The following is a 24536-nucleotide window of genomic DNA, read 5'->3' as shown; positions in this document are numbered from 1 at the left end:
AAGAGGCAGCTATGAATTTGTGATGGAGGCGTTTGTCGATGTCGTCTGGGTCCAGCGTGGAGGATCAGTCCGTTTTGCTCGGAGCCCGTGAAGGGTACTTCGGAGACTACTACGAGCACCTTCCGGAGGAAGATTTCCGGGCCTATTCACCGGACGTCCTGGCCGCCCGCGCCGAAACCCACCGCGAGGTTGCGGCTGTCCGCGTGCCGGGCACGGCCAACATCAGGATCGTTGACGAAGCGGACTGCAGTGTTGTGTATATCGTCACGGACGACATGCCGTTCCTGGTGGACTCCGTCAATGCCGAGCTCGTGCGGCAGAACTCTGCCATCCACCTTGTCCTCCACCCGCTGTTTGTCGTCACCCGCAACCGGGAGAGCGCGCAGCTGGCAAAAGTGGACAGGGTGCCGTCCAGCATCGGCATTTCCAGCGGCGACACTGCGGCGATGCCGAGCCTGTCACACCTGATTGCCCAAGGCGACAACGCCTCCCATATGGAATCGTGGATCGCGGTCGAGATCGGCCCTGCCAGCGAGGAATCCCATGGGCGGCTGATTGAAGGTATTGAACGTGTCCTGGGGGACGTCCGGGCGGCCGTAGAGGACTGGCCGAAGATGCGCAACAAGGCGCTGCAGATCGCACAGGACCTCGACAACGTGGCCAACCCCTCACAGATCGAGGAACTGCGCCAGGCCCAGGAGCTTCTTCGATGGCTCGACGACGGCAACTTCACCTTCCTCGGTTACCGGGAATATGACCTCGTCAACGAATCAGGCGAGGACGTCCTGGAACTGCGGGAAGAAAGCGGCCTCGGCCTGCTCCGCAGCGGCGCCGAAGGACACCACGTCCAGCACCTCACCGTTGCGGGTCGCAAGAAGGCGCGCGAGAAGCGCGCGTTGGTCATCACCAAAGCTAATTCCCGCTCCACCGTGCACCGCCCGGCGTACCTCGATTACATTGGGGTCAAGAGCTTCGACGCTGCCGGAAACGTCAACGGTGAGCAGCGGTTCATCGGGCTCTTCGCCACCAGTGCCTACGCGGGCTCTGTCAGGAACATCCCTGTTGTCCGCGAGAAGGTGGAGGCCGTGCTGCGCAGCGCCGGGTTCCCGCCGCACTCCCATTCAGGCAAGGACCTGCTGGGTATCCTTGAGACCTACCCCCGGGATGAGCTGTTCCAGATCGAGGTTTCCGACCTCGCTGCGACAGCCACCGGAATCCAGCGGCTGCAGGAACGGCGGCGCACCCGGCTGTTCCTGAGGCCCGATATCTACGGCCGGTTCATGTCCGCCCTGGTGTACCTTCCCCGCGACCGGTACACAACGAACGTGCGCCTCCGCATCGAGCAGGAACTCCGCGAGACCTTCCACGCCGTCTCCATTGACTACGAAGCCAGGATGACCGAATCGGCGCTGGCAAGGCTGTTCTTCCGGATCCGGCTGCCGAAGGATGCAGACGTCAGCGACGTCAACGTCGAGGAGCTGGAGAAGAGGCTTGTCCGGGCTGCGCGTTCATGGAGCGAAGGGATCACGGAAGTGCTGCGGGACAGCGGTGCCGGTGGTGACAACAAGGGACTTGCCTCGGCCTGGGCCGAAGCCTTCCCCGTCAGCTACCGCGTGGACTACGAGGTCGAGGACGCACTCGCGGACATCGAGCGGTTCGAGAAGTACGGATCATCTGCTGAACTGGCTGAAAGGGGCACGCACGAGAGGCCCGGCGTCCATGTGTACCTTCCCGAGGGGGCAGGAGCCACGCTTGAAGAGGATGCCCGGGTCAAGCTTTACATGCTCGAGCCGAAGAGCCTCAGCCAGATCCTGCCGTACTTCCATAACCTTGGCCTTGAAGTGCTCGATGAGCGGCCCTTTGAAATCGAGACGGCGGACAAACGGGACTTCTTCCTGTACGACCTGGGACTGAAGTACCCGCCCGGCGTGGCTCCCCTCGCCACAGGCCAGCTGTTGGCGGACGCCTTCGGCGCCGCCGTTTCCGGTGACGTCGAGTCGGACAGCTTTGACCGTCTGGTCCTGCGCGAAGGCATGCACTGGCGCCAGATTGTGGTCCTCCGCGCCTACGCGAAGTACATGCGCCAGATGGGCAACACGAATTCATTTGGATTCATTGCCGACACGCTGCTGGCCAATCCCGAGGTGACCCGTTCGCTGGGCGCGCTGTTCGCGGCGCGCTTTGACCCCGCACTTGAGGACGACGTCCGTACCGAGCGCCAGGCAACCGTCCGCGCCGAGCTGGCAGCTGCCATTGAACAGGTAGCCACCCTCGACGCCGACCGCGTGCTCCGTACTTTTGCCAACCTCATCGAGGCCACACTCCGGACCAACTTCTACCAGCAGAAGCCGTACCTGAGCTTCAAACTAAACCCGGCCGCGATCGACGGGCTGGCCTACCCCCGGCCAATGTTTGAGATCTGGGTGTACTCGCCCCGGGTCGAGGGTGTGCACCTGCGCTTCGGCAAGGTGGCCCGCGGCGGGCTTCGCTGGTCGGACCGGCGGGAGGACTTCCGCACCGAAATCCTTGGCCTTGTCAAGGCGCAGACCGTCAAGAACGCCGTTATTGTGCCCACCGGCGCCAAGGGCGGATTCTTTGCCAAGCAGCTCCCCGACCCTGCGGCGGACCGGACAGCCTGGATGGCCGAAGGCGTCGAGAGCTACAAGACATTCATCCGCGGCCTGCTGGACCTGACGGACAACCTGATCACCACCCCTGACGGAGAAGCAGTCGTTCCGCCGTCCGACGTCGTCCGCTATGACGACAACGACAATTACCTTGTTGTCGCCGCAGACAAGGGAACCGCAACGTTTTCGGACATCGCAAACGGGCTCTCGGCGGAATACGGCTTCTGGCTGGGGGATGCCTTCGCTTCCGGCGGCTCTGTGGGCTACGACCACAAGGCCATGGGGATCACCGCCCGCGGGGCGTGGGAATCGGTCAAGCGACACTTCAGCGAACTTGACCTGGACACCCAGTCGGAACCGTTCACCGTGGTGGGCGTGGGCGACATGTCCGGGGACGTCTTTGGCAACGGAATGCTGCTTTCCAGGCACATTCGGCTGCTGGCGGCGTTTGACCACCGCCACATCTTCCTGGATCCGAATCCCGATGAGGCCGCATCCTTTGCGGAGCGACAGAGGCTCTTCGATCTGCCCCGGTCCTCCTGGGACGACTACGACAAGGGCCTCATCAGCGAAGGCGGCGGCGTCTTTGGCCGGCAGGCAAAATCCATTCCCGTGTCCGGGCAAGTGCGGGCGGCCCTTGGCCTGCCGGACGGCACCACCGAACTCAGCCCTCCGGAACTCCTTCGTGCCATTCTCCTGGCGCCCGCGGACCTGCTGTACAACGGCGGCATCGGCACATACGTCAAGGCAAGCACAGAAACGCATGCTGAGGTGGGGGACAAAGCCAACGACGCCATCCGCGTCGACGGCCGCGACCTTCGTGTCAAGGTGGTCGGAGAAGGCGGGAACCTGGGCATGACCCAGCGCGGACGCATTGAAGCCGCACTTCAGGGAGTCATCCTGAATACCGACGCCATCGACAACTCCGCCGGCGTTGACTGCTCGGACCATGAGGTCAACATCAAGATCTTTGTGGACCGGATGGTGGCGGCGGGCAAGATCGACACCGCAGAGCGGGCGGACTTCCTTGCATCCATGACGGACGAAGTGGGGCGGCTGGTACTGGAGGACAACATTGACCAGAACATCCTGCTGCTCAATGACCGCATCCGTGTGGCGGAGTGGAGCCCCAGCTACGAACGGCTGATGGACTGGCTGGAGAAATCCGCCGACCTCAAGCGCGACCTTGAGGCCCTGCCCACTACTGAGACGCTCAGGGAACGCCTGGCCCAGGGCCAAGGGCTGACCTCGCCGGAGCTGTCAGTGCTGGCGGCTTACGCGAAGATCGAACTCGCAACTGCACTGCGGGAGAGCGATCTCGCCGACGACCCCTGGTTCAGGCAGACGCTTCGTGCCTACTTCCCCGAGCAACTCCGGGAAAGGTTCGACGCCGAGCTCGACACTCATCCGCTGCGGCGCGAGATCATCGCCACTGTCGTGGCCAACGACATGATCAACCTGGGCGGCATCACGTTTGCGTTCCGCACCATTGAAGAGACATCAGCTAATGAAGCCGCCGTTGCCAAGGCGTTCGTGGCCCTTCGCGAAGTCTACGAGCTGGACATTATGGTCGGCGAGCTCAATGAACTGCCGGCGTCCTTCCCCACGGAACACTGGAGCACGGTGCACCTGGACATTCGGCGGCTGCTGGACCGGGCCGTCCGGTGGGTCCTCAGCCAGGGTGGCGCCTCCCGGCCGATCTCGGAGATCGTAGACGAGTTCAAGCCGCTGATGGATCCGATGCGCGCCCGCCTTCTCGATTATCTGCGCGGCGACGACCGTGTCCGCGTGTCCGAGTGGCTGGAAAAGGCCCGCAGCTGGGACCTTCCGGAGGATCTCGCCCATCGCTGGGCGGAACTGTTCGAAAGCTTCGTGCTGCTGGACATTGCCAAGATCGCCCACAACAACCCGGAGCCCGTGGAAAGCATCGCGCATGTCTACTACACGGTGTTCGACCGCTTCCACGTGGACTCCCTGCTGGAGCGGATCACCAAGCTGCCGAGGCGGGACCGCTGGCAGGCGCTGGCCCGCGCTGCGTTGCGGGATGACCTCTACTCCACGATTTCGGACATTACGACGTCGGTCCTTGAGTCGACGTCGCCCGGAGCCCCGGCAGAGGACCGCGTTGTGAACTGGGAAGGCCAGAACGCCGAACAGCTGGACCGTGCCAGGAGCATGTTTGAAGAGGTCAACTCGCTTGAAGCGGACGATATGGCATCACTGTCGGTAGCATTGAGGCTCTTGAGGTCAATCGTCCGGCGTTAGGGATTCGTTCCAAGCGCCGAATCTGGAGGTGTAGTGGCAATCTTTACGGACCCCATCAGGGAACACGCTGATTTCGGGCCGGGGGATGCCGAGTGGCTGCACCTCCTGGTGGGCGACTGGCAGATGGTCGCCGACCTCGCCTTCGCGGACCTGGCCCTGTGGTTCCCGCATCCTGAGTTCGGCTACGTGGCCCTGGCCCACGTCCGCCCTTCCACCACGCATACGGTGTTCCACGCCGATTTCGTGGGGGAGGGGATCAGGTCGGACCTGCAACCGCTTGTGGACAAGGCCTGGAGCAGCCGCACCATTGAGCGCTCGAGCGAAACCAACTGGAGCAGCGACATGGCGCTTCGGGTTGAAGCTGTCCCCATGGTGCGGAACGGCCGGACGCTGGCCGTCGTGACCACGCACATGGACCTGTCGAGTTCACGGATGCCGTCCAGGCTGGAACTGACGTACAGGCAATGTGCCTACGACTTGCTGCGGATGGGAACCCTTGGACTGTGGCCCGATTTCGCCTCGCCCACCGGGTCCCGCCGTGGGGCTCCCCGCGTGGGCGATGGTCTGATCCGGCTTGATGCAGACGGGATTGTGCAGTACGCCAGTCCGAACGGCGTCTCGGCATTCCGACGCCTGGGTGATGGTGAATCCCTCGAGGGCAGGTCGCTGGCCGAAGTCACGGCTGGATTGTTGCGGGATCGCCGCATGGTAGATGAAACGTTACCCCTGGTGGTGACGGGACGTATGCCGTGGCGCAGCGAAATTGAATCCCGCGGAGTCAGCCTGTCACTTCGGGCCATCCCCTTGCGCGATGAGCAGCAGAGGTTCGGGGCGCTGGTGCTTTGCCGTGATGTCTCCGAGCTCCGGCGCCGGGAAATGGAACTGGTGACGAAGGACGCCACCATCCGGGAGATCCACCACCGGGTGAAGAACAATTTGCAGACTGTTGCAGCGTTGCTGCGCATGCAGTCACGCCGGATGGTCAGTGATGAGGCCAAACAAGGCCTCGAGCAGGCCATGCGAAGAGTTGCAACGATCGCCCTCGTCCACGAGACGCTGTCCCAGGGCTTGACGCAAAGCGTCGACTTCGATGAACTGATCGGCCGGCAGTTCCGGCTCTCCGCAGAGGTCGCCTCCCCGTCGCAGCAGGTCAAGACTGCCAGGTCCGGCCTGTTCGGTGAGCTGCCGAGCGACTTTGCCACTCCGCTTGCCCTGGTCATCAACGAACTGGTGACGAACGCCGTCGAACACGGGTTGGAGGGGCGAACCGGTACTGTCTGGCTCCTGGCCGACCGGTCGGAGGGCGACGACGGCGACGAGTTCCTGACCGTGACAGTTGCCGATGACGGTGTCGGGCTTCCGGACACGCCCCATGTGGAAGGCCTGGGACTGCAGATCGTCAGAACCCTCGTCACCAGCGAACTCGGCGGGAGCATTCAGTGGAAGCCCCGCGAGGGGGGCGGCACTGCGGTGCAGATCGTCTTGAACCTGCAGAAACGGTGACGCCAGCCACTGAAGGCCAGGCAGCTTAAAAGGGAAGGTAGCTCAAAAGAGAAGGCGGCCGCGGACTGTGAAGTCCGCGGCCGCCTTTTTGCTGGCCCTGTGGCCGGAGTTATCCGTTAGGAAGCCCGGCGGGCGCGCGCTGCGCGGCGCTTAAGAGCCCGGCGTTCGTCTTCGCTCATTCCGCCCCAGACGCCGGCGTCCTGTCCCGATTCGAGGGCCCACTGAAGGCACGTGTCCACCACCGGGCAGCGGCGGCATACGCTCTTGGCCTCCTCGATCTGCAGGAGAGCAGGCCCGGTGTTTCCTACCGGGAAGAACAGCTCCGGGTCCTTGTCGAGGCACGCTGCGCGGTTACGCCAATCCATGCTGATCAGTCACTCCATTCCTGGGAACTCGCTAAAGACCTCTTGTGAAAATATTCACTAGAGGCTACATAAGAAAGGGACCCTGCCGGGTCCCCTTGGTCATCTGAATTAAGCGTGTCATGTTAACGCTGTGTAAACAAGGGGTAATCGTCCAAGAAGTGCCTCTTAAGCGTGAGCGATACGTCACATAGGTCGCCGTCGCCCTCCCCGGTGTCGACTATGTCCGGTATGGTGCCAGTGTGTCAAGACCCCCAGAGGACCACTCCGACCCCAGCCTTGAGCCCCGCGTGCCCGGCTCCACTGACGGTTCGGGAACATCTCCGAGTCCTTCGTCCCCGGAAGTCCGGGCCACCCGACCGCCGGCTGTCACAGTCCTGTCGCTGATTGTGGGCGCTGAAGCAACCGCCCTGCTTGTGGCTGCGGCCTGGTATGCCATCCAACTGGTCACGGGGGCACCCGTCTTGTCATTCTGGGGTGCTGTTTTCACTTTGGCGCTCCTGCTTTCCTTTGCGGCCTGGCTGTATGCCGTTGCCTATTTTCTGTTCCGGGGATTCCGCTGGCCACGGGCGGGGGCCCTGGTGGCCCAGTTGTTTGTCCTGACGATCGGGTTTCCGACACTCACCGGTGGTTACATTGCTGCCGGATTCGCCATGCTGGTTCCGGCCGTCGTGGCCGTAGTCCTGTTGTTTAACAAGGGCGTGATCAGATTTGCTTCGCGCGCCGGCGGGGCGCCCCCGGCGCTGTGATCGGTAGCCCGGGCGCGGCCAGCTGAACGGCTGTTCCCCGGCCCTCGGCAATGAGCACGGCTCTCCCTGCCGGAGGGTTGGGTTCCACCTCAAAGCGAACGCCGAAGAAATCCCCGTCCAGCATGGTCCGCGGCGCGATGAGGATTCCGTTTCCCTGGCCGCGGGCTTGAGCGGCGAGAGGTACGCGCTGGGCGAGTGACGGGCTGAACCCCGCCGTCAGTATGCCCGTCAACCCCAGCCCATGCAGGGCCGCGAGATGCCGGCCGGCTTCCAGTGACAGCATGTCCGCATCATCCACGAGCAGTATCGAGTCTTTATCGAGCCGGCCGGCGTCAGCGCGCGCCATCACCTCCGCCCAATAACTGGCGACGTCATCTTCCGGGCCGGGAAAGAGCCAGCCGGAAACGTCAGGGTTCAGGAGTGGAATGGTTGTCAGCAGGGAACTCTTGCCGGACGCTGGACCCCCCAGAACCGGCAAAATGGTTGCAGGCTGAAGACGTACAGCTGCCGGGATGAGTTCGTCACCGCCAATACCGACGATGATCTTGCGGTTCTTGTTTCCGCCCCGGAGGGCAGCCGCCGTGCCTCCGGATGACGCGGAATGGCACTCGATACGTGCCAGGACCTCGGGTGCACCTATGCGCGTAGGCAGGGCTTCGATTCTGAATGGCCTGACAGCGGGTTCCTTGACCAGTGCTGCGTCTGCCCATCCTGTTGGGGGTGGATCATAAAACTGGGCCACCGATCCCGCGCTGCCTGTCAGCGGGCCGAAGACTACCGCCCGTCCGCGGAGCCGCGTGACGTCCGGCAGCCGAGGCCACGCAAGGCGGCCTTCGTCGGTGGAGCCTGTTGGAAAGTATGCCCGGTTGGGGACGGACGCGAAAAAGCGGGCTGTGACAACCTCCCGGTCGCCGGCAATGAGCACCGTCACGCCCGCCTTGGCGCCATCCCGGACGATGTCCTGGACCAGGTCTTCGGCCCAGGCCAGCGGCCCGGCCCGGAGCGACGAAACCCATGAGCCCCAGCCGCCAAGCACCAGAACAATAGGCGGCGCAACTTCTTTCGCCGGCCGGTTGAGCCGCAGGGACATTTCGAGGGCAATGCGTTCCAGGATCCGAACAGCCCGGCGGAGTTCATGTGGTCCGGCGGCCGCGCCCACCCGCGGCTGGGAGTCGGCGGAGCTTAATAAGTTTCCCGCGTCGAGGAGGTAGACGTGGGACTCCACGTCATGCCCGATCAGTTGCTGCAATGCCAGGTCCAAGGCTTCGTCCACTCCGCTCCCTGTGGAGCCGATGAATCCCAGATGGCCATGGTCGGAGGGCAACCACGTCAGCGGGGACACCCGCTGCCGGTCCGGCTCGTCAATCAGCCCCATCTCTACGGTCCAGGCGCCGGGCGTGGATCCGCAGGTGGCTGCGGTCTTGGGAAGGGCGACCTGCGCGGGTAACGGCGGTGCTACGGGGCGGCGTGGCGCAACGCATCCCATACCGTCCCAGAGATTCACCAGCGATTCAACAAGGGGACCAGCTGCCTCGGCCGGCGAAGTAGGCCTGCCAGCGTATTGTCCGTCGTCGTCCGGCGCCGACGTGCCGGAAGCCTCCGCTGCGAGGCGGACCCGGACCGCGGAAGTGTTCCCCGCGGCACTGGCGCCAGCGAGAGACGCGGTCTGGAACTCGACCGGGTCCTCCGTTCCGCGGGCGAGGTAGGCGCGGCCGGGACTGCCCACCCCGATGCCGGCGGCGACCCGGGAATTGATGATGTCGACCGATTCCATCTCGGACTGGACGCGCAGCGCAATACTGCTCGTGACATTTGCACGGATGTCAGCTGTGAGGGCCCCCTGGGGGCGCTGTGTGGCCATGACCAGGTGTATGCCCAGTGACCGGCCGATGGCCGCAATCCGCATCAGCTCCTTCAAGGCCTCGGGGGCATCTTCGACGAGCATCCTGAACTCGTCGATGACGAGGACCAGATGGGCCAGCGGACCGGCCGGGGAGCCCGCGGCCCTGTAGTCTTCCAGATCCGACGCCTGCGCAGCCGAAAGAACTTCCTCCCTGTACCGGATTTCGGCGCGCAGGGAGCTCAGGGCGCGGTCCAGTTCACTCCTGGTGAGGTCCGTGAGCATCCCCACACAGTGGGGAAGCCCGGTCAGCGGTCCAAGGCCCGAACCGCCCTTGAAGTCAAAGAAGAGGAAGTTGATCCTGGACGGGGGGTAGCTGAGAGCCAGGCCGGCCGCGAGGCTCCGGAGGAGTTCGGACTTTCCGGAACCGGTGGTTCCGGCCACCAACAGATGGGGGCCGTCCGACTCAAGGTCAAGCGTGCGGGGACCCTGGGCCGCCATCCCGATAGGGACGGAGAGCCCGGGCCGCAGGTCTCCGGCAAGCCAGCGGGCCGATACATCTGCGGCGGACCAGGGAAGGACCTCGGCCAGCGAGCAGTTCTGCGGCACAACAGGTTCAGCCTGGGGGCTGCACTCACGCTGCAGCGCCATGCTCCGGCAATATTGGTCGAAGACCCCCTCCGGAACGAGGTCGGGGAGGAAGTCCTTCGCGGAGTCCGTATTGCACAACCGCGCGATGGCTCCGCGCAGCTCGATGACCTCGCCGGACTCCGCGGGACCATCCAGGGTGCAGTCCAGAACCTGCCAGCCGCGACCGACTGCGGTGTCAGAGAGGTCTGGAGCTTCCGCCGGTTCGTCACCGCTGCCAGTCAGGACGAGAATGCCCCGTTCCTGGGTCCGGTCGATGCCACGCTCCAGAAGCGCCAATGTCGTTTGTGCATTCGACGAAAGGACAACCGGCGCAAGGTACCGGGCGGACAGCGGCAGGGTGCAGGGCGGCCCGTGCACGAGGATCCGGGTCCGTGCTGCAGACCGGTAACTGGTGAGCTGCATGATCATGAACCGGACCAGACCGGCGACGTCCTGCTTCGGGCCACGGACAAACGCAATGCCTGACAGCTGCAGGATGAATGGCATGAGTCCGGCAGCCGGCGCCTCGAAATCAGGGTCGACCGGATCCAGGCGAATGTTGGCCACTTGTTCCGCGAGCCCAAGACGTAGCGCGATTTCGTCGGGCGCAGCTGGTCCGGCTGACCTGCCGGCAGGTGGTGTTTGGCCCCTCAGCGCGAGTTCGGCCGCCGACGGTGCGGACCGTCGTCGTCGTTCCCTGTCTTCGTGGACGGCGGCAGCCAAAAGTGACTTGAGCCGGCGCCGCTGGCGGCGGCCGGCGATCAGGGGAACCAGCATGGAGACGGCAGAGACCGCCGTAAAGGCAAGGAACATCCACATGCCAGTGACGACAGCCAGGCCCACGCCGATGAGCAGCGGCAGTACCGCGGTGAGCAGGAGTAGGCCCCGGTTTCCGCCTTCCGGCCTATGCGGAATCGTCAGAGGCTCCGTCACACTGGCCCCGGCAGCGTCCCACTCAAGGGGCCGTCCTGCGGGCCGTGGGCCGAACACGACGGACAGCGTCGAACTCCCGCAACTGATGACCGAGTCCGTTGAGACCTCACCCTGCGCCACCCGCTTCCCGTCCACGAACGATCCGTTGACGCTGTCCAGGTCGGCGATGGTGACGGCTGTGTCAGTTACATCCAGCCGGGCGTGTTCACGAGACACGGCGGGGTCCGGCAGCGCGATATCCGTGCCGCTCCGGCCGATCCGGTACGTACCGCGTCGCAGCGGCAACACTGTCCCTGCAGCGGGACCGCTGTGCACGGCAACCAGCAGCGACGCGGAGTCTTCCGCACCGATTCGCGAAGTCCGTCCGCCGGCGCCGTCGACGATGACAGCCCCGGTGGCGAGCGGCGGTACGCCGAGTACCAGGCAGGACAGCGGCTGTCCGGAAACGGACAGGTCTCCCGCGCCGAATTGGCGCTCCAAAGCGTGCTGCAGTTCGGTCCCGGCGCATCCCTGCGGCGCCTCAACCGTCAGTTCGAGCGGCGGACCGGGGCTGGGGGCATGGGGTCCACGGACAAGCGTGCAGTGAAGCTTCATCGGGTGCTTTCCCTTGGGGCGGAGGCGCTTGCTGCCCAAGCTACCTGCGGGCACCCCGCGGGGGCACTGCCCGAAAAGGTCTATGTGGAAAAGCCCGGCCCGTACCCGGGATTCACAGGTGGCGCTGCAGGCTCGGGTAGGCTAGAGCAGCAGCCAATGCACAACATTGGGCTGCCCGCATTCGAATCAGGAGATTTTGTGACCGCTGACCTCGTCATCGTAGGGTCGGGCTTTTTCGGCCTGACAATCGCAGAACAGGCCGCCACTGAGCTGGGCTTGAAGGTCGTTGTTCTCGACCGCCGCCACCATATCGGCGGGAATGCCTACAGCGAAAAGGAAGAGCAGACCGGCATCGAGGTGCACCGCTACGGGGCCCACTTGTTCCACACGTCAAACGAACGCGTGTGGGAGTACGTCAACCGTTTCACCACGTTCACCAACTACGTGCACAAGGTCTATGGGGTCCACAAGGGCGAGGTGTACTCGCTGCCGATCAACCTGGCCACGATCAACCAGTTCTTCCGCTCCAACCTGACTCCGGGGGAGGCGCAGGCCCTCATCAAGGAGCAGGCCGGCGAGCTCGCGGGCACCGATCCGCAGAACCTGAACGACAAGGGCATCCAGCTGATCGGCCGGCCGCTGTACGAGGCTTTCATCAAGCACTACACGGGCAAGCAGTGGCAGACGGATCCGAAAGACCTGCCTGCGGGGATCATCTCCCGCCTACCGGTGCGCTACAACTACGACAACCGCTACTTCAACGACACGTACGAGGGCCTTCCGACCGACGGCTACACTGCGTGGATTGAAAAGATGGCGGAGCACCCGAACATCGAGGTCCGGCTCAACACAGACTTCTTCGATGAGTCACACGAATACAGCAAGAACAAGGTTGTCGGCAACATCCCGGTGATCTATACCGGACCAGTTGACCGGTACTTTGATTTCTCGGAAGGCGATTTGTCCTGGCGGACCATCGACTTCGAAGAGGAAGTCCTCGAGGTCGGCGACTTCCAGGGTACGTCCGTAGTGAACTACAACGACGACGATGTCCCCTTCACGCGAATTATCGAACCGCGCCACTTCCACCCGGAACGCGACTACCAGACCGAGAAGACCGTGATCATGCGTGAGTTCTCCCGGGCCGCTGAGAAGGGTGACGAACCGTACTACCCGATCAACACCGCAGCAGACCGCGAACGACTGCTCAAATACCGCGACCTCGCGGCTGCCGAGAAGGATGTGCTGTTCGGCGGCAGGCTGGGAACGTACAAGTACCTCGATATGCACATGGCAATCGGCTCGGCCCTGACCATGTTTGACAACCAAATCCGTCCGCACTTCGAGAGTGGAACAACGCTTGAAAGCGGAGGGGTAGACGCGTGAGCGCTGAGTTACTGGCTGCTCCCGACAAGGGCGGCGGCCTCCTTGACGTGTTCCGGCGCCGTGAACTGCTCCGGCTTATTGTGCGGAAGGAACTCAAGGTCCGCTACCGCAGCTCCGTGCTGGGCCTGCTCTGGAGCTACGTCAAGCCGGGCGTGCAGTTCATCGTGTTCTATTTCGCCCTCGGAGTCTTCCTAGGCCTGAACAAGCAGCCCAACTTCGTCATCTACATGTTCTCGGGCATCATCCTGGTGAACTTTTTTTCGGAGGCATTCAGCAACGCAACGCGCTCCATTGTTGCGAATGGGGCCCTGGTCAAGAAGATCTTCCTGCCGCGCGAGCTTTTTCCGGTGGCGTCGGTCTGGGTGGCGATGGTCCATTTCCTGCCCCAGTTCCTGATCCTGCTGGTGGCGTGCTTCTTCTTTGGGTGGACCCCGAGCATCGTGCAGCTTCTGGGCGCCGTAGGTGCTTTCGGCATTGTCGCCATGCTGTCGCTGGGCCTGGGACTGCTGTTTGCGGCTGCCAATGTGATGTTCCGGGACTCTGAAAACATCGTTGACCTGATGCTCATGATGGCCACGTGGCTCTCGCCCGTCCTCTATGCCTGGTACCTGGTCCGGGACACGCTGGGGGAGACGTTCTACTTCTTCTACCAGCTGAACCCTATGACGATCGCCGTCGAATTGTTCCACTTCGCGTTCTGGGCGCCAACAACTGCGGTGCGGACGGCCGCCGAAGGCGCCAGGATGCCGGACAATCTCATTTCGCTGTGGTTGCCGGTGGGTCTGTTGATTTCGTTGGTGCTGCTCGCCATTGGCCAGACCGTATTCCGTCGCCTTGAGGGCAGATTCGCGCAGGAGTTGTGATGGCCGCAGAAGCAATCATTGTAGAAAAGGTATCCAAACGCTTTAACCTCCGGCACACGCGGTCCCTGAAAGAGACCGTGGTCTGGCTTTTCAAAGGACGCAGGGGGGACCTCTCCTCGACGTTCATGGCACTGGATGGTGTGGACGTAACGGTCGGCGTCGGTGAATCGGTGGCGCTGCTGGGGTTCAACGGTTCCGGAAAATCCACCCTGCTCAAGCTCATTTCCGGCGTCATGAGCACCGATACAGGCAGTGTCAGGACACGCGGCAAGGTTGCCGGTCTTATTGAAGTCGGCGCGGGATTCCACCCGGACCTCACAGGCCGCGAAAATGTGTTCCTCAACGGTGTACTCCTGGGAATGACGGAGAAGGAAACAGAAGCGCGCTTTGACGAGATCGTTGAATTTTCCGAAATCGGAAAATTCATCGACACGGAGGTGAAGTTCTACTCCTCAGGGATGTTCCTGCGCCTGGCATTTTCAGTCGCCGTTCACACGAATCCCGATGTTTTCCTGATCGATGAGATCCTCTCGGTCGGCGACGAACCGTTCCAGAAGAAGTGCCTGGCGCGCATCCAGGAACTCCGGGAGTCGGGTTGCACGCTCGTAGTCGTCAGCCACGACCTCGACATGGTGAGCAAAGTTTGCGACAGGGGCGTCGTGCTGCGGCAGGGCAAGAAAGTCGCGGACGGGCCTATCGGGGAAGCAGTACGCCTTCTCCGGGAAGGCTGAGACGGAGCTGACGCATATGAACACGATTGCAGTAGGGAGTTTAGATGAGTAGGGCCCGTAAGCTCTTCGAAGTTGTAGACGACGGCGGTTCAGGTCTGGCAGGCGGAGAGGGCCGACTCTCCGATCGGGAGCTCGGCCTGCTTGTTGGCGGGTTGAACTACCACTCACTGATCCAGCCTGGCCGTGAATTCAAGGTCATTGTCCTCCGCGCCCCGGACGGCGAGTTTCCGCGCCTGACAGGCTATGCCTGCCACCGCCACGAGTGGGAGCCGAACCGGACAGTAGTGTGCACCGTGGGAGTCAGGAGTACGGTTCCGGCAACAGCATCCGCAGACCCGGCCCTCGTTCCCCTCGTGCTCGATCTGGGCGGAGAGCGTTCAGAAGGGGGAGCGACCTACTATGACCGTCCCGGCCGCAAAGCTAAGATCCTTCGCCGGGCCCGATTCGGAGCGCCGATCGCCTTCGACGCCCTGCGCCAGGGACTGACCGACTACTACGAAAAGCGCGTCACTCCGAACCGCCGGCCGCCGCGGATGGCCCCGATCGAATCCACTGCACCGCCGCGCATCCCGTCCGAGCACGGCGAGCCTGCCATCATCTTCGGGTTGCACTGGCTGGAGATGGGCGGGGCAGAACGATGGGCCATCGAAACCATCGCCCTCGCACGTGAGGCCGGCTTCCTGCCCATCGTGCTGACCGACCGCGAGTCAGCCCACCCGTGGATCGTGCGCCCCGAACTGGACGGCGCCTTGGTCCTGCCGCTGACGCTTCCCATTTCGGACGAGGAGGAATCGGAACTCCTGCTGGCATTGCTGACGAAGTTCTCTGTTCACGGCATCCACGTCCACCACAACGGCTGGCTTTACCACCGCCTTGCGTGGTTCAAAGCCATGGATCCAAGGATCCGGACAGCCGACTCGCTCCACGTCATTGAATGGAGGACCGGCGGCTTCGTTGAAGTGGCTGTCAAACTGTCCAATGCCATCGATATGCACCATGTCATCTCGCCACAGCTGAGGGACTACATGGTCCTGCAGCGGGATGTGCCGAAGGAACGGGTGGCCCTCGCTCCGCTGTACGGCCTGAGCGGGGCAGGGAATGCGGAACGGGTTGAAAAAGCCCCCGGACGTCCCTTTACGGTGTCCTTCATCGGGCGCCTCAGCCAGCAGAAGCGCCCGTACCTCTTCCTCCGCTACGCCGCCCAGCTTCGGCGCTCCACGGACCAGGAGGTGAGGTTCATCCTGCACGGATCAGGGGCCCTGGCTGAAGAGACGTCGAGGCTCGTCGCGAAGTACGGCCTGTCGGACTGCCTTGAGCTGCGTCAGCCGCCGCGTTCCGTGGATGACACCCTGGCTGAGTCGGACCTGCTGGTGATTTCTTCGGACAATGAGGGACTCACCCTGACGACCTTTGAGGCGACAGCCCAGGACGTTGCGGTCCTGTCCACCGACGTTGGATCGCAGGCGTCGCTCGTGTCCGACAAGGTGCTCGTTCCCAGACAGCCCTTGGCCTTTATCAAGGAAGCTGTCGAGCGCACCAAGGACATCATGGCCTCGGAGGAGCTGCGCGAACTGATCGTTGAAGAGCAAAGGCAAAAGATCGCCGCCCTGAAGGAACTCCCGGAAGCACGGGAATGGACCACAGAACTTTACGAAGGATGGAAAGCATGACCGACCAGGTCGCAGCCGTAGTCGTCACCTACAACCGTGTTGACAAGCTCGGGAGGGTTCTCGACTCGATCCTTGCCCAGTCCCGGTCCGTTGACCGGCTGATTGTCATCGACAACGCGAGCACGGACTCCACGCCACAACTCCTGGCAGTTTACGAAGACGACCCGCGGGTGGAAGTTGTCCGCCTGGACTCCAACACGGGCGGTGCAGGGGGTTTTGCTGCCGGCATGGAGCGAGCTTACGAGCGCGGCGCCGACTGGGTGTGGATCATGGACGACGACTGCTACACCGAGGAAAACGCCTTGGAGAAGCTTCTTGCGGGCCACGCAGATGCTGAGCAGGAACTCGGACGCAACGTGCCGTACAGCTGCTCCCTCGTCCGCTACACCGACGGCTCGATTTGCGAGATGAACAACGCCGGCGCCACGTGGGACTGGGGGCGCCTGATCGCCAAAGGCCAGCGTGCGGTGCTGATCACCAACTGCTCATTCGTTTCGGTCCTCATTCCGCGCCGTTCCATCGCGAAATATGGCCTGCCGCTGGTTGAGTACTTCATCTGGTTCGACGACATGGAGTACACGCTCCGGATCAGCGCTGACGGACCTGGCGTCCAGATCCTCGACAGCGTGGTGACCCACGATATGCCTACGAACCGCGGCGTGAACTTCGGGGATCTGAATCCCGGCAACGCCTGGAAGTTCCTCTACGGAGCGCGGAACGAATCGTCATACCGCTGGCACCACGACGACAAGCTTGCGTGGGTGCAGTTTGTGGCCACAACGTATGCCTGGATGGTCAAGGGCGGCGTTGGGCGGCGTTTGCAGCTGCGGGTGGCAAAACAGATCCTGGCCGGTCTGAAGTTTGATCCCAAGCCGAAAATGGCCCGAAGCGTCCGCTGAGGCGTCAACGGCATAACAAAAGGGGGCCCGGGCGGGCCCCCTTTTGTTGATGTTCCGGCCTAGCGGACCGGATACAAAGCCAGCGCTTCGGTCCTCTTGCTGCCCGCCAACCGGGTCGCAGCAGCTTCAAAGCCGGCCGAGCCGGTTGCTTCCGGAAGTTCTGCATCGCTGCCCGCGGCGGCGTAGGTCCAACCGGAGCCGAGCTCCAGCAGCGAGCGGTGCTTGATGTCGTAGTAGTCATCAAGGATGCCGATGGCGACGCCTTTGGCGCCCGCGGCGGCCGCAACCATGTGCGGATGGAACCTGGAGGTGTACCACTGCTGTCCCCGGCGGACCGGCAAGCCTTCACCCCACACTTGTGTGAACGGGGTGAAGTTCTCCTCCGGAATGAGTCCTTCAAGGGCATCGAACATTCGACGGTCCGATCCCGGAATCGCCTCCACATAGCCCACTGAGAGTCCTTTGGCCAGGGAGTTTTCGACAACCACCCGCAGCTTGTTCCTGAGCCGGGAGAACGTCGGTTCATCGGTCATGTCGCTCTGGATGCACAACATCACATCCTTGGCGCGGGACTGGACACGCTCGGATTCCGCACTCCGGCGCAGCTCATGGAGCAGGCCCAGGAAGACATCATCCAGCCCCGTTTCGAGGCCGAGGAATTCCGCGCTGGCGTCATCACGGACGCTGACCGCCGAGAAGTCCGCGAAGGTTTTCGCCAATAGTTCGGCGTTCTCAGGCAGCGGCATCAGGCCAAGCCCGGACCCCAACAGCCGGCAGCCGTTCAGCTTGCGCGCGGCCGCCATGCCCGCGACGAGTCCCACGTGGTCCGGCCAGACACCATTGACATAGCCGCCGCCCAGAAGGTGGATCGAGTCGGCCTGGCCCAGCACCATCAGGCCGACGTCGTACATGGGGGTGCCGCCGTGGGCAACAATATTGGCCACATGCTCCCATACGCCCTGGGCAGACTGGTCCGGAGCCTCGGCGCACGCCCGCCAGAGCGTATTCGTGGCGCGGAACCCAGGATGGATTCCGGCAAAAAGGGCGCTTGCGGTACCCGGCTGCGGGCAGTCCAGCCAGACGGCGGCGTCAGGCCGGATGCGGGCCAGGAACCGCAGCCACGCAGCAACGATCAGCTCATCGCCATAGTTCGGATTTCCACCGGAGGCAACGAGATAGAGGTTCTCAGTCATCGGCCAAGGTTAACACTTTCCGTTGGCGCCAACCCAATTGATACAGCCGGCAATAGGGCGTCCTTGCGGCCGCCAACTTGGGCCGGTGGCTGACGATGACATAAGCTACCATGGGCCCGGCTCTACGCGACCCACTAATGCGAAAGTCTGAGGAGTTGGGTGGGTTTGTCGACTAGTCGAACGATGCCGTTGGGGCAAGGGGCGGAGTTCCGGCAGCGCGAACGCCGACCCCGGCCCGTTTCCGGAACGAAAAGCGGATTTCGCGCCGATATCCAAGCCCTCCGCGCCATTGCGGTGGGGATGGTGGTCTTGAGCCATCTCTGGCCCAATAAGCTCACCGGCGGCTATGTGGGTGTTGACGTGTTCTTCGTCATTTCCGGTTTCCTCATTACGTCCCACCTGTCGAAGGAAATCTTCGCGACGGGGAAGCTGCGCCTGGCGGCGTTCTACTCCAGGCGCATCCGGCGGCTGCTGCCGGCGGCGTTCGCAGTACTTGGCGTCTCCCTCGTTGCGGCCCTGATGATCCTTCCGTACTCCAGATGGACGGACACCGCCCAGCAGGTCCTGGCCAGTGCGCTCTATGCCGAGAACTGGGTGCTGGCGGCCAACGCCGTTGACTATTCCGCATCAACCGCATCCGCCACCGTGGCTCAGCACTACTGGTCGCTCTCCGTAGAAGAACAGTTCTACCTGCTCTGGCCCCTGCTGATGGTAGGCCTGGTAACACTCGCCGCGCGCTTAAGGGTCCGTCCCCGGGTTGTCGTTGCTGCGGGCATCGCCGTGGCAGCCGCCGGGTCGTTCGCCTTCTCCGCCTATCTTGCCGGGGCAGGGCACCACGAGGCCTACTTCTACACGCATGTAAGGCTCTGGGAATTCGGCGTTGGTGCCGGGCTGGCCCTGATGGTCAACAGGCTTAAATTCCCCGCCGTCGCCGCAAATGTACTCGCGCTCCTGGGGTTCGGCGGCCTGATTGCCAGTGCTGTGCTCTATGATGCTGCCACACCATTCCCGGGTACTGCCGCGCTGCTGCCCGTCATAGCTACCGCTACGGTCATTGCCGGCGGAACGCCGGGCCACGCCATGTGGCACAGCCGGCTGACTTCGCTGCGGCCGGTGCAATTTCTGGGAAATATCTCCTACTCGCTCTACCTCTGGCACTGGCCCCTGATAGTCGTCGGTCCGTTCCTGATCGACGCGGAACTCCGCACCCCTGACAAGCTCATACTGTTGGCGGCGGCAGTTCCCCTGGCATGGGTTACCAAAGTATGGGTTGAGGACAAGGGGCTGCAGTTCCGGCCGACGTCCCGGCCTGCCTTAAAGACGGTTGTGGCCATGGTGCTGGGAATGGCCGTGATAGCTGCCGGCACCGGCGGGGTGTACCTGGGACAGCAAGCGCGCGTGGCAGAAGCAGAACAAATCATGCTCAACCAGAAGACGTCAGTCTGCTACGGCCCGCGTGCCATGGACCACGCCGCCAAGTGCGGTGACAGGTTCGGGCCGGCTTTTGTGCCGACCATGAGCGAAGCTAACGCGTACCACAAGACGGCCTCCGAATGCACGGACAACCTGGACATCCTCATGGCAGGGGACAAGAAGACCACGCGGTTCTGCGACTTCAGCGGCGGCGCACCGGACGCCCCGATTGTCTGGCTTGTGGGTGACTCCCACGCCCAACAGTGGCAGGCGCCCCTGTTCGACCTGGCCAAACGGAATAAGTGGATGCTTAAAATCAGCTTCCTGGGCGGATGCCCGCCGGCTGCGGTGACGTATGCGGGTTTCTACGCCTCAGTGGCGGACCAGGCCAGCGTCAATAATTGCAGGTCGTGGGGACAGGCGGTTTCTGACGCCGTGGCGGCCGACAAGCCCGCCTACGTCTTCACGTCCGCCTTTGCGCGCAGGGAACGGGTAGAGGACGGCTCGGGGCGGTCCCAAAACGAACAGTACGCCGAAGGTTTCGGCAAGTACTGGAAGGCCTGGACCTCGGCCGGCAGCACCGTGGTGGTCCTGGCAGACCCGCCCTACAACGTCGATGTCCGTACTCCCGACTGTGCCCTTCTCAACGTGGAAGACCCCGCCCGGTGCGCCGTTGACCGGTCCGAGGCGGCTCCTCAGGACCCCATGGTCTATGCGGCCCACGCCAATAAGAACCCGCGCCTGAAGCTCATAGACCTGACTGATTATTTCTGCGACAAGAGCCGGTGTTACAGCGTTGTTGGGGGAGTGGTGGTGTATTTCGACGTCAACCACCTGAATGTCGAATTCAGCCGGCTTCTGGGGCCGATGATCGAAGCACGGCTCTAGGTGTCTTCAGCGGCTTAGCCGCAGGAGACGACTTCCAGCAGCCTGGCGTCCCCCTGGCTGTCCACAACCTTCACCGACGGTGAAGCCTTGACATCCACGACGCCCCTGAAGCCCTGGGCTGCCGCTGCGTTGGCCAGATAGGTGGATCCGAAGTCGAGGATGTAGTCGACGTTCCGTGCCTTGGCAATCGAGCATACGGCGGAACCCGGGAGAGCCTCGCCGATGTCCTGGTTGATGGCCGTAAGCTCGGGATCGTCGGTGGAGAACATATGGTAAGTGCTCACTTTGCGGCCAGTGAGGGCATACGCCAGCGAACCTCCATTCCAAGGGTTCACAGCAATGGTCGCGTCGACGGGAACAGTCTGCGGCAGACGGTTGATTACGGCCAGCTCGTCGGAGTTGACTATCGGCGACGAGGAGTCCAAAACGTATGCCCGTGACGCCTCCTCCGTGATTCCGCGCATGGTTCCGGTCTGCGTTGTGACCACTGCGGCCAGAATAAAGACTGCCGCCAACCCGGCGGGTGCCCCTGCCGGGAACTTACGGCTCAATGCTCCTCCGGCCCGGGTGGCGGCCTTGGCCACCGGGGTTTTGACCAGGTCCCAGAGGAACAAGCTGCCTATAGCCGCGAGGACCACGGTGAAGATGGGAAGGAGGGCTGCAAGGCGGTAGCTGTCCTGGTACCAGCCGCCTGTCAGCAGCATCCGCCAGAAGCCCTTTGGAGTAGAGGCAGTGGTGACGTAGAGGACCACTGGCACCAGCCAGCACAGGAAAATCCAGAGGTCGCTGGTCTTCCGAAGGACCTGTTGAAGGCCGAGGAGGGCGAGGATGGAGAGTGCCCACGCGACGGGCCGGCCGATGGGTGCGTTCAAGATGACTTCGCCCACTGCGCCGGTCAGGCCCGTGAACGGCGCCCATCCGTCGTATTCCACGAGGGGGCGCAATACGCGCCACACCAGTACAAACACCAACAGCCCGGCGAGGGCCGTGCCGATAATGATCAGCGGCTGCAAGGGACGGAACGAGCGGCCGCGGAGGCTCAGCAACTCGCGGCCCGCGACCCACAGCCCAAGGGGAAGCGAGAATGCCACCAGGGACAGGAGGCCGTTAGTCTGTGACAGGGCAAGCGCCGGGACGGCCACGGTGAGGGCCATCCACAACATCGTCCGGTCTCCACGGCTATCGAACCCAAGCCGGCACAGACCAATGACGACTGCCAGGGCCGCCGGCAGCAGCGCGTAGGACAGGATGTTCGGGTACAGCGGGCCGAAGTCCATGATCGAGATCGGGAAAGCCGTGAACCCCGCGGCGAAGACACCTGTGAGGGCCAGTGCAACGGGCCGGGGACCGACGATCTGGTGCACCAGCAGGATCAGCGCGGCCGGCCAGATCACCGCGCCGATGGTGATGTTGAACACGTTTTCAGCAACAACCACGTCCGAGGCGGAAAGCTCGGCTATCAGGGCTGCGACGGAGTGCCAGGCGGAGGGGTAGATCGCGCCGCCGCCTTCGCCTCCAGCCATGCCGCCCAACGTCAGGGAGGACGCGTTGCCGGTCTCGATGATGTAGCGGATGGCATTAAGGTGAAACACGTTGTCGAAACGCTGCGCGAAGTTTTCCGGGCTGCCGATGACTTCCGTGAGCCTCCGTGCGGTCAGGACTCCGCCGAGGGCCATGCCTGTGGCGGCTCCCGCCCAGGCAAGGAAAGGTGCCGGCTGCCGCGCGGTAAAGTCGGTTTTGAACACAAAACGCTGTAAGGCCCACGCTGCCATGGAGGCACCCGCCGTCGTCAGCAGCAACGGTGTGTGGTTCCAGCGGAGGCCTACAGCGCCGCCTGCGATGCCGGCCACGCCGACGATGCCGATGGTGAGCACGGGCGCGAGGCACAGCAGGGGAAGCCTCCGGGCACCCATGAAGTAGGCGAGCACCCCGCCTGGGCCGAAAGTGATGAGGAGAGCGACGGCAAATGCGGGCAGGGTGTTCCACCAGGACATGTAGGGATATACCTGTTCTTAGTTGTTTGCGCTGCGGAGTAGCTCCAGCAGGTAAGATCCGTAGCCGCTCTTGACCAGGGGCTCGGCGCGTTCGCGCAGTTCCTCATCGCTGAGGAATCCAAGCCGCCATGCGATCTCTTCCGGTGCACCAATCTTCAGGCCTTGACGGTGCTCCACCGTGCGGATGAAGTTCGACGCATCGTTGAGGGAGTCGAACGTGCCGGTGTCCAGCCATGCCGTGCCGCGGGGAAGGATTTCAACCTTCAGCTGACCGCGCTCCAGGTAGGTACGGTTGACGTCCGTGATCTCGAGTTCACCGCGGGGGGAGGGCTTGAGGTTCTTCGCGATGTCGATGACGTCGTTGTCATAGAAGTACAGTCCGGGAACGGCGTAGTGGCTGCGCGGCTTTTCCGGTTTCTCTTCCAGGGAGATCGCCTGGCCGTCGGCGTCGAACTCCACGACGCCGTAGGCGGTCGGGTCCGAGACCCAGTAGCCGAACACTGCACCGCCCTGGATGTCCTTGAAGCGGCGGAGCTGGGTGCCCATGCCTTGGCCGTAGAAGATGTTGTCGCCAAGCACCAGGGCCACCGGTTCGTTGCCGATGTGTTCTTCTCCGAGGACAAATGCCTGGGCGAGGCCGTCCGGGCTGGGCTGCTGCTTGTATGTAATATTGACGCCGAATTGCCAGCCGTTGCCGAGCAGGCGCTGGAACTGATCGGCGTCGTGGGGCGTGGTGATAATCAGGATGTCCCGGATGCCGGCCAGGATCAGGGTGGAGAGCGGGTAGTAAATCATGGGCTTGTCGTAGACAGGCACAAGTTGCTTGCTCGAGCCAAGAGTGATCGGGTGCAGCCGCGAGCCTGTGCCGCCAGCCAAGATGATTCCACGCATGGGCTCTATCATTGCGTGCATTGTCACGGCCAGCAAACCAGTAAGACCTGTTGCGGGGGCCCGGCGCAGAAAGTCCCGGTGCGTGCCGCGCTAAGCTGGCTGAATGCAGAAACTCCTTGTCACCGGCGGCGCCGGCTTCATCGGTTCGAATTTTGTCCACTACGTTCTGGAGAACACCGAGGACCACGTCACTGTCCTGGACAAGCTGACATACGCAGGGAACCTGGAATCCCTCAGGGGGCTCCCCGAGGACCGCTTCCGCTTCGTGCAGGGTGATATCTGCGACGCCGCCCTGGTGGACACGCTAGTGGCCGACGCGGACGTTGTGGTGCATTACGCCGCCGAATCGCACAATGACAACTCCCTGCATGACCCCCGCCCGTTCCTGGACACGAACATCATCGGCACCTACACGCTGATCGAAGCCGCCCGGAAGCACAACAAGCGTTTCCACCACATCTCCACCGACGAGGTCTACGGCGACCTGGAACTCGATGACCCGGAACGGTTCAGCGAGTCCACCCCGTACAACCCCTCCAGCCCGTACTCCTCCACCAAGGCCGGTTCCGACCTGCTGGTCCGGGCCTGGGTGCGGTCCTTCGGGCTGCAGGCCACCATCAGCAACTGCTCCAACAACTACGGCCCGTACCAGCACGTGGAGAAGTTCATCCCGCGCCAGATTACCAACGTGATCGACGGGATCCGCCCCAAGCTCTACGGCAAGGGCGAGAACGTCCGCGACTGGATCCACGCCAACGACCACTCCTCGGCCGTGCTGGCGATCATCGACAAGGGCATCATCGGCGAGACCTACCTGATCGGCGCCGACGGCGAGAAGAACAACAAGGACGTCGTCGAGCTCATCCTCGAGCACATGGGCCAGCCCCGGGACGCCTACGACCACGTCGTGGACCGGCCCGGCCACGACCTGCGCTACGCCATCGACTCCGCCAAGCTCCGCACCGAGCTCGGCTGGGAACCGAAATTCTCCAACTTCGACGCCGGCATCGAGGACACCATCGCCTGGTACCGCGACAACGAAAACTGGTGGCGCCCGCAAAAAGCCCGGACTGAAGCCAAATACAAGGAACAGGGCCAATAGACG

Annotated in this window: 15 protein-coding genes; 10 read left to right on the top strand and 5 right to left on the bottom strand. The window is 63.1% G+C overall.

Annotation, left to right across the window (positions count from 1 at the left end; translation table 11 throughout):
* Nucleotides 1-38 precede the first annotated feature (38 nt).
* Nucleotides 39-4892, top strand: a complete 4854-nt coding sequence (locus Q8Z05_RS00340) for an NAD-glutamate dehydrogenase (RefSeq protein WP_305941571.1) — start codon at nt 39-41, stop codon at nt 4890-4892.
* A gap of 33 nt (nt 4893-4925) precedes the next feature.
* Nucleotides 4926-6395, top strand: coding sequence for a sensor histidine kinase (locus Q8Z05_RS00335; protein WP_305941570.1), 1470 nt, complete (start codon nt 4926-4928; stop codon nt 6393-6395).
* Nucleotides 6396-6511: 116 nt separating this feature from the next.
* On the opposite strand, the gene Q8Z05_RS00330 is transcribed toward Q8Z05_RS00335, so the two are convergent.
* Nucleotides 6512-6760 carry a WhiB family transcriptional regulator gene (locus tag Q8Z05_RS00330; RefSeq protein ID WP_003804966.1) on the bottom strand — a complete coding sequence of 83 codons (249 nt, stop codon included), beginning with the start codon at nt 6758-6760 and terminating at the stop codon, nt 6512-6514.
* A gap of 239 nt (nt 6761-6999) precedes the next feature.
* On the opposite strand from Q8Z05_RS00330, the gene Q8Z05_RS00325 reads away from it, so the two are divergent.
* Entirely contained in the window at nt 7000-7506 is a 507-nt protein-coding gene (locus tag Q8Z05_RS00325; protein WP_371745900.1) for a hypothetical protein, read from the top strand.
* On the opposite strand, the gene Q8Z05_RS00320 is transcribed toward Q8Z05_RS00325, so the two are convergent.
* Nucleotides 7463-11503 carry an FtsK/SpoIIIE domain-containing protein gene (locus tag Q8Z05_RS00320; protein WP_305941569.1) on the bottom strand — a complete coding sequence of 1347 codons (4041 nt, stop codon included), beginning with the start codon at nt 11501-11503 and terminating at the stop codon, nt 7463-7465. The genes Q8Z05_RS00325 and Q8Z05_RS00320 overlap by 44 nt on opposite strands.
* A 198-nt stretch (nt 11504-11701) precedes the next feature.
* Here Q8Z05_RS00320 and glf point away from each other — a divergent pair, with 198 nt between their 5' ends.
* From glf to Q8Z05_RS00295, 5 genes are read left to right on the top strand one after another with little or no spacing between them, the layout of a single operon-like run.
* Nucleotides 11702-12889: a UDP-galactopyranose mutase gene (gene glf / locus Q8Z05_RS00315; protein WP_305941568.1), complete on the top strand. Its 1188-nt coding sequence runs from the start codon at nt 11702-11704 to the stop codon at nt 12887-12889.
* A complete protein-coding gene (locus Q8Z05_RS00310) occupies nt 12886-13752 on the top strand; it encodes an ABC transporter permease (protein ID WP_305941567.1) in 867 nt (288 codons plus the stop codon). Before glf ends, Q8Z05_RS00310 begins: the two co-directional genes overlap by 4 nt.
* On the top strand, nt 13752-14483 hold the full coding sequence (locus tag Q8Z05_RS00305; RefSeq protein WP_305941566.1) for an ABC transporter ATP-binding protein: 732 nt from the start codon (nt 13752-13754) through the stop codon (nt 14481-14483). Before Q8Z05_RS00310 ends, Q8Z05_RS00305 begins: the two co-directional genes overlap by 1 nt.
* A 44-nt stretch (nt 14484-14527) precedes the next feature.
* Nucleotides 14528-16153, top strand: a complete 1626-nt coding sequence (locus Q8Z05_RS00300; protein WP_305941565.1) for a glycosyltransferase — start codon at nt 14528-14530, stop codon at nt 16151-16153.
* Nucleotides 16150-17052 carry a glycosyltransferase family 2 protein gene (locus Q8Z05_RS00295; protein ID WP_305941564.1) on the top strand — a complete coding sequence of 301 codons (903 nt, stop codon included), beginning with the start codon at nt 16150-16152 and terminating at the stop codon, nt 17050-17052. Before Q8Z05_RS00300 ends, Q8Z05_RS00295 begins: the two co-directional genes overlap by 4 nt.
* A 59-nt stretch (nt 17053-17111) precedes the next feature.
* Here Q8Z05_RS00295 and Q8Z05_RS00290 read toward each other — a convergent pair whose 3' ends face one another.
* Nucleotides 17112-18245 carry a polysaccharide pyruvyl transferase family protein gene (locus Q8Z05_RS00290; protein WP_305941563.1) on the bottom strand — a complete coding sequence of 378 codons (1134 nt, stop codon included), beginning with the start codon at nt 18243-18245 and terminating at the stop codon, nt 17112-17114.
* A gap of 309 nt (nt 18246-18554) precedes the next feature.
* Here Q8Z05_RS00290 and Q8Z05_RS00285 point away from each other — a divergent pair, with 309 nt between their 5' ends.
* Entirely contained in the window at nt 18555-20546 is a 1992-nt protein-coding gene (locus tag Q8Z05_RS00285; RefSeq protein ID WP_305941562.1) for an acyltransferase family protein, read from the top strand.
* A 14-nt stretch (nt 20547-20560) separates the two neighbouring features.
* On the opposite strand, the gene Q8Z05_RS00280 is transcribed toward Q8Z05_RS00285, so the two are convergent.
* Together Q8Z05_RS00280 and rfbA are read right to left on the bottom strand one after the other, a co-directional pair.
* The gene (locus Q8Z05_RS00280) at nt 20561-22540 is read right to left on the bottom strand and encodes a DUF6541 family protein (protein ID WP_305941561.1); all 1980 of its coding nucleotides are present in this window, start codon (nt 22538-22540) and stop codon (nt 20561-20563) included.
* A gap of 18 nt (nt 22541-22558) precedes the next feature.
* Complete coding sequence (gene rfbA, locus Q8Z05_RS00275; RefSeq protein ID WP_305941560.1) at nt 22559-23431, bottom strand: glucose-1-phosphate thymidylyltransferase RfbA; 873 nt, start codon at nt 23429-23431, stop codon at nt 22559-22561.
* A 103-nt stretch (nt 23432-23534) separates the two neighbouring features.
* Here rfbA and rfbB point away from each other — a divergent pair, with 103 nt between their 5' ends.
* Nucleotides 23535-24533 carry a dTDP-glucose 4,6-dehydratase gene (rfbB, locus tag Q8Z05_RS00270; protein WP_305941559.1) on the top strand — a complete coding sequence of 333 codons (999 nt, stop codon included), beginning with the start codon at nt 23535-23537 and terminating at the stop codon, nt 24531-24533.
* The last annotated feature ends 3 nt before the right edge of the window (nt 24534-24536 follow it).

The sequence above is a fragment of the Arthrobacter oryzae genome (genome assembly GCF_030718995.1).
Classification (GTDB): domain Bacteria; phylum Actinomycetota; class Actinomycetes; order Actinomycetales; family Micrococcaceae; genus Arthrobacter; species Arthrobacter oryzae_C.
This window is presented reverse-complemented; position numbering and strand designations above follow the sequence as displayed.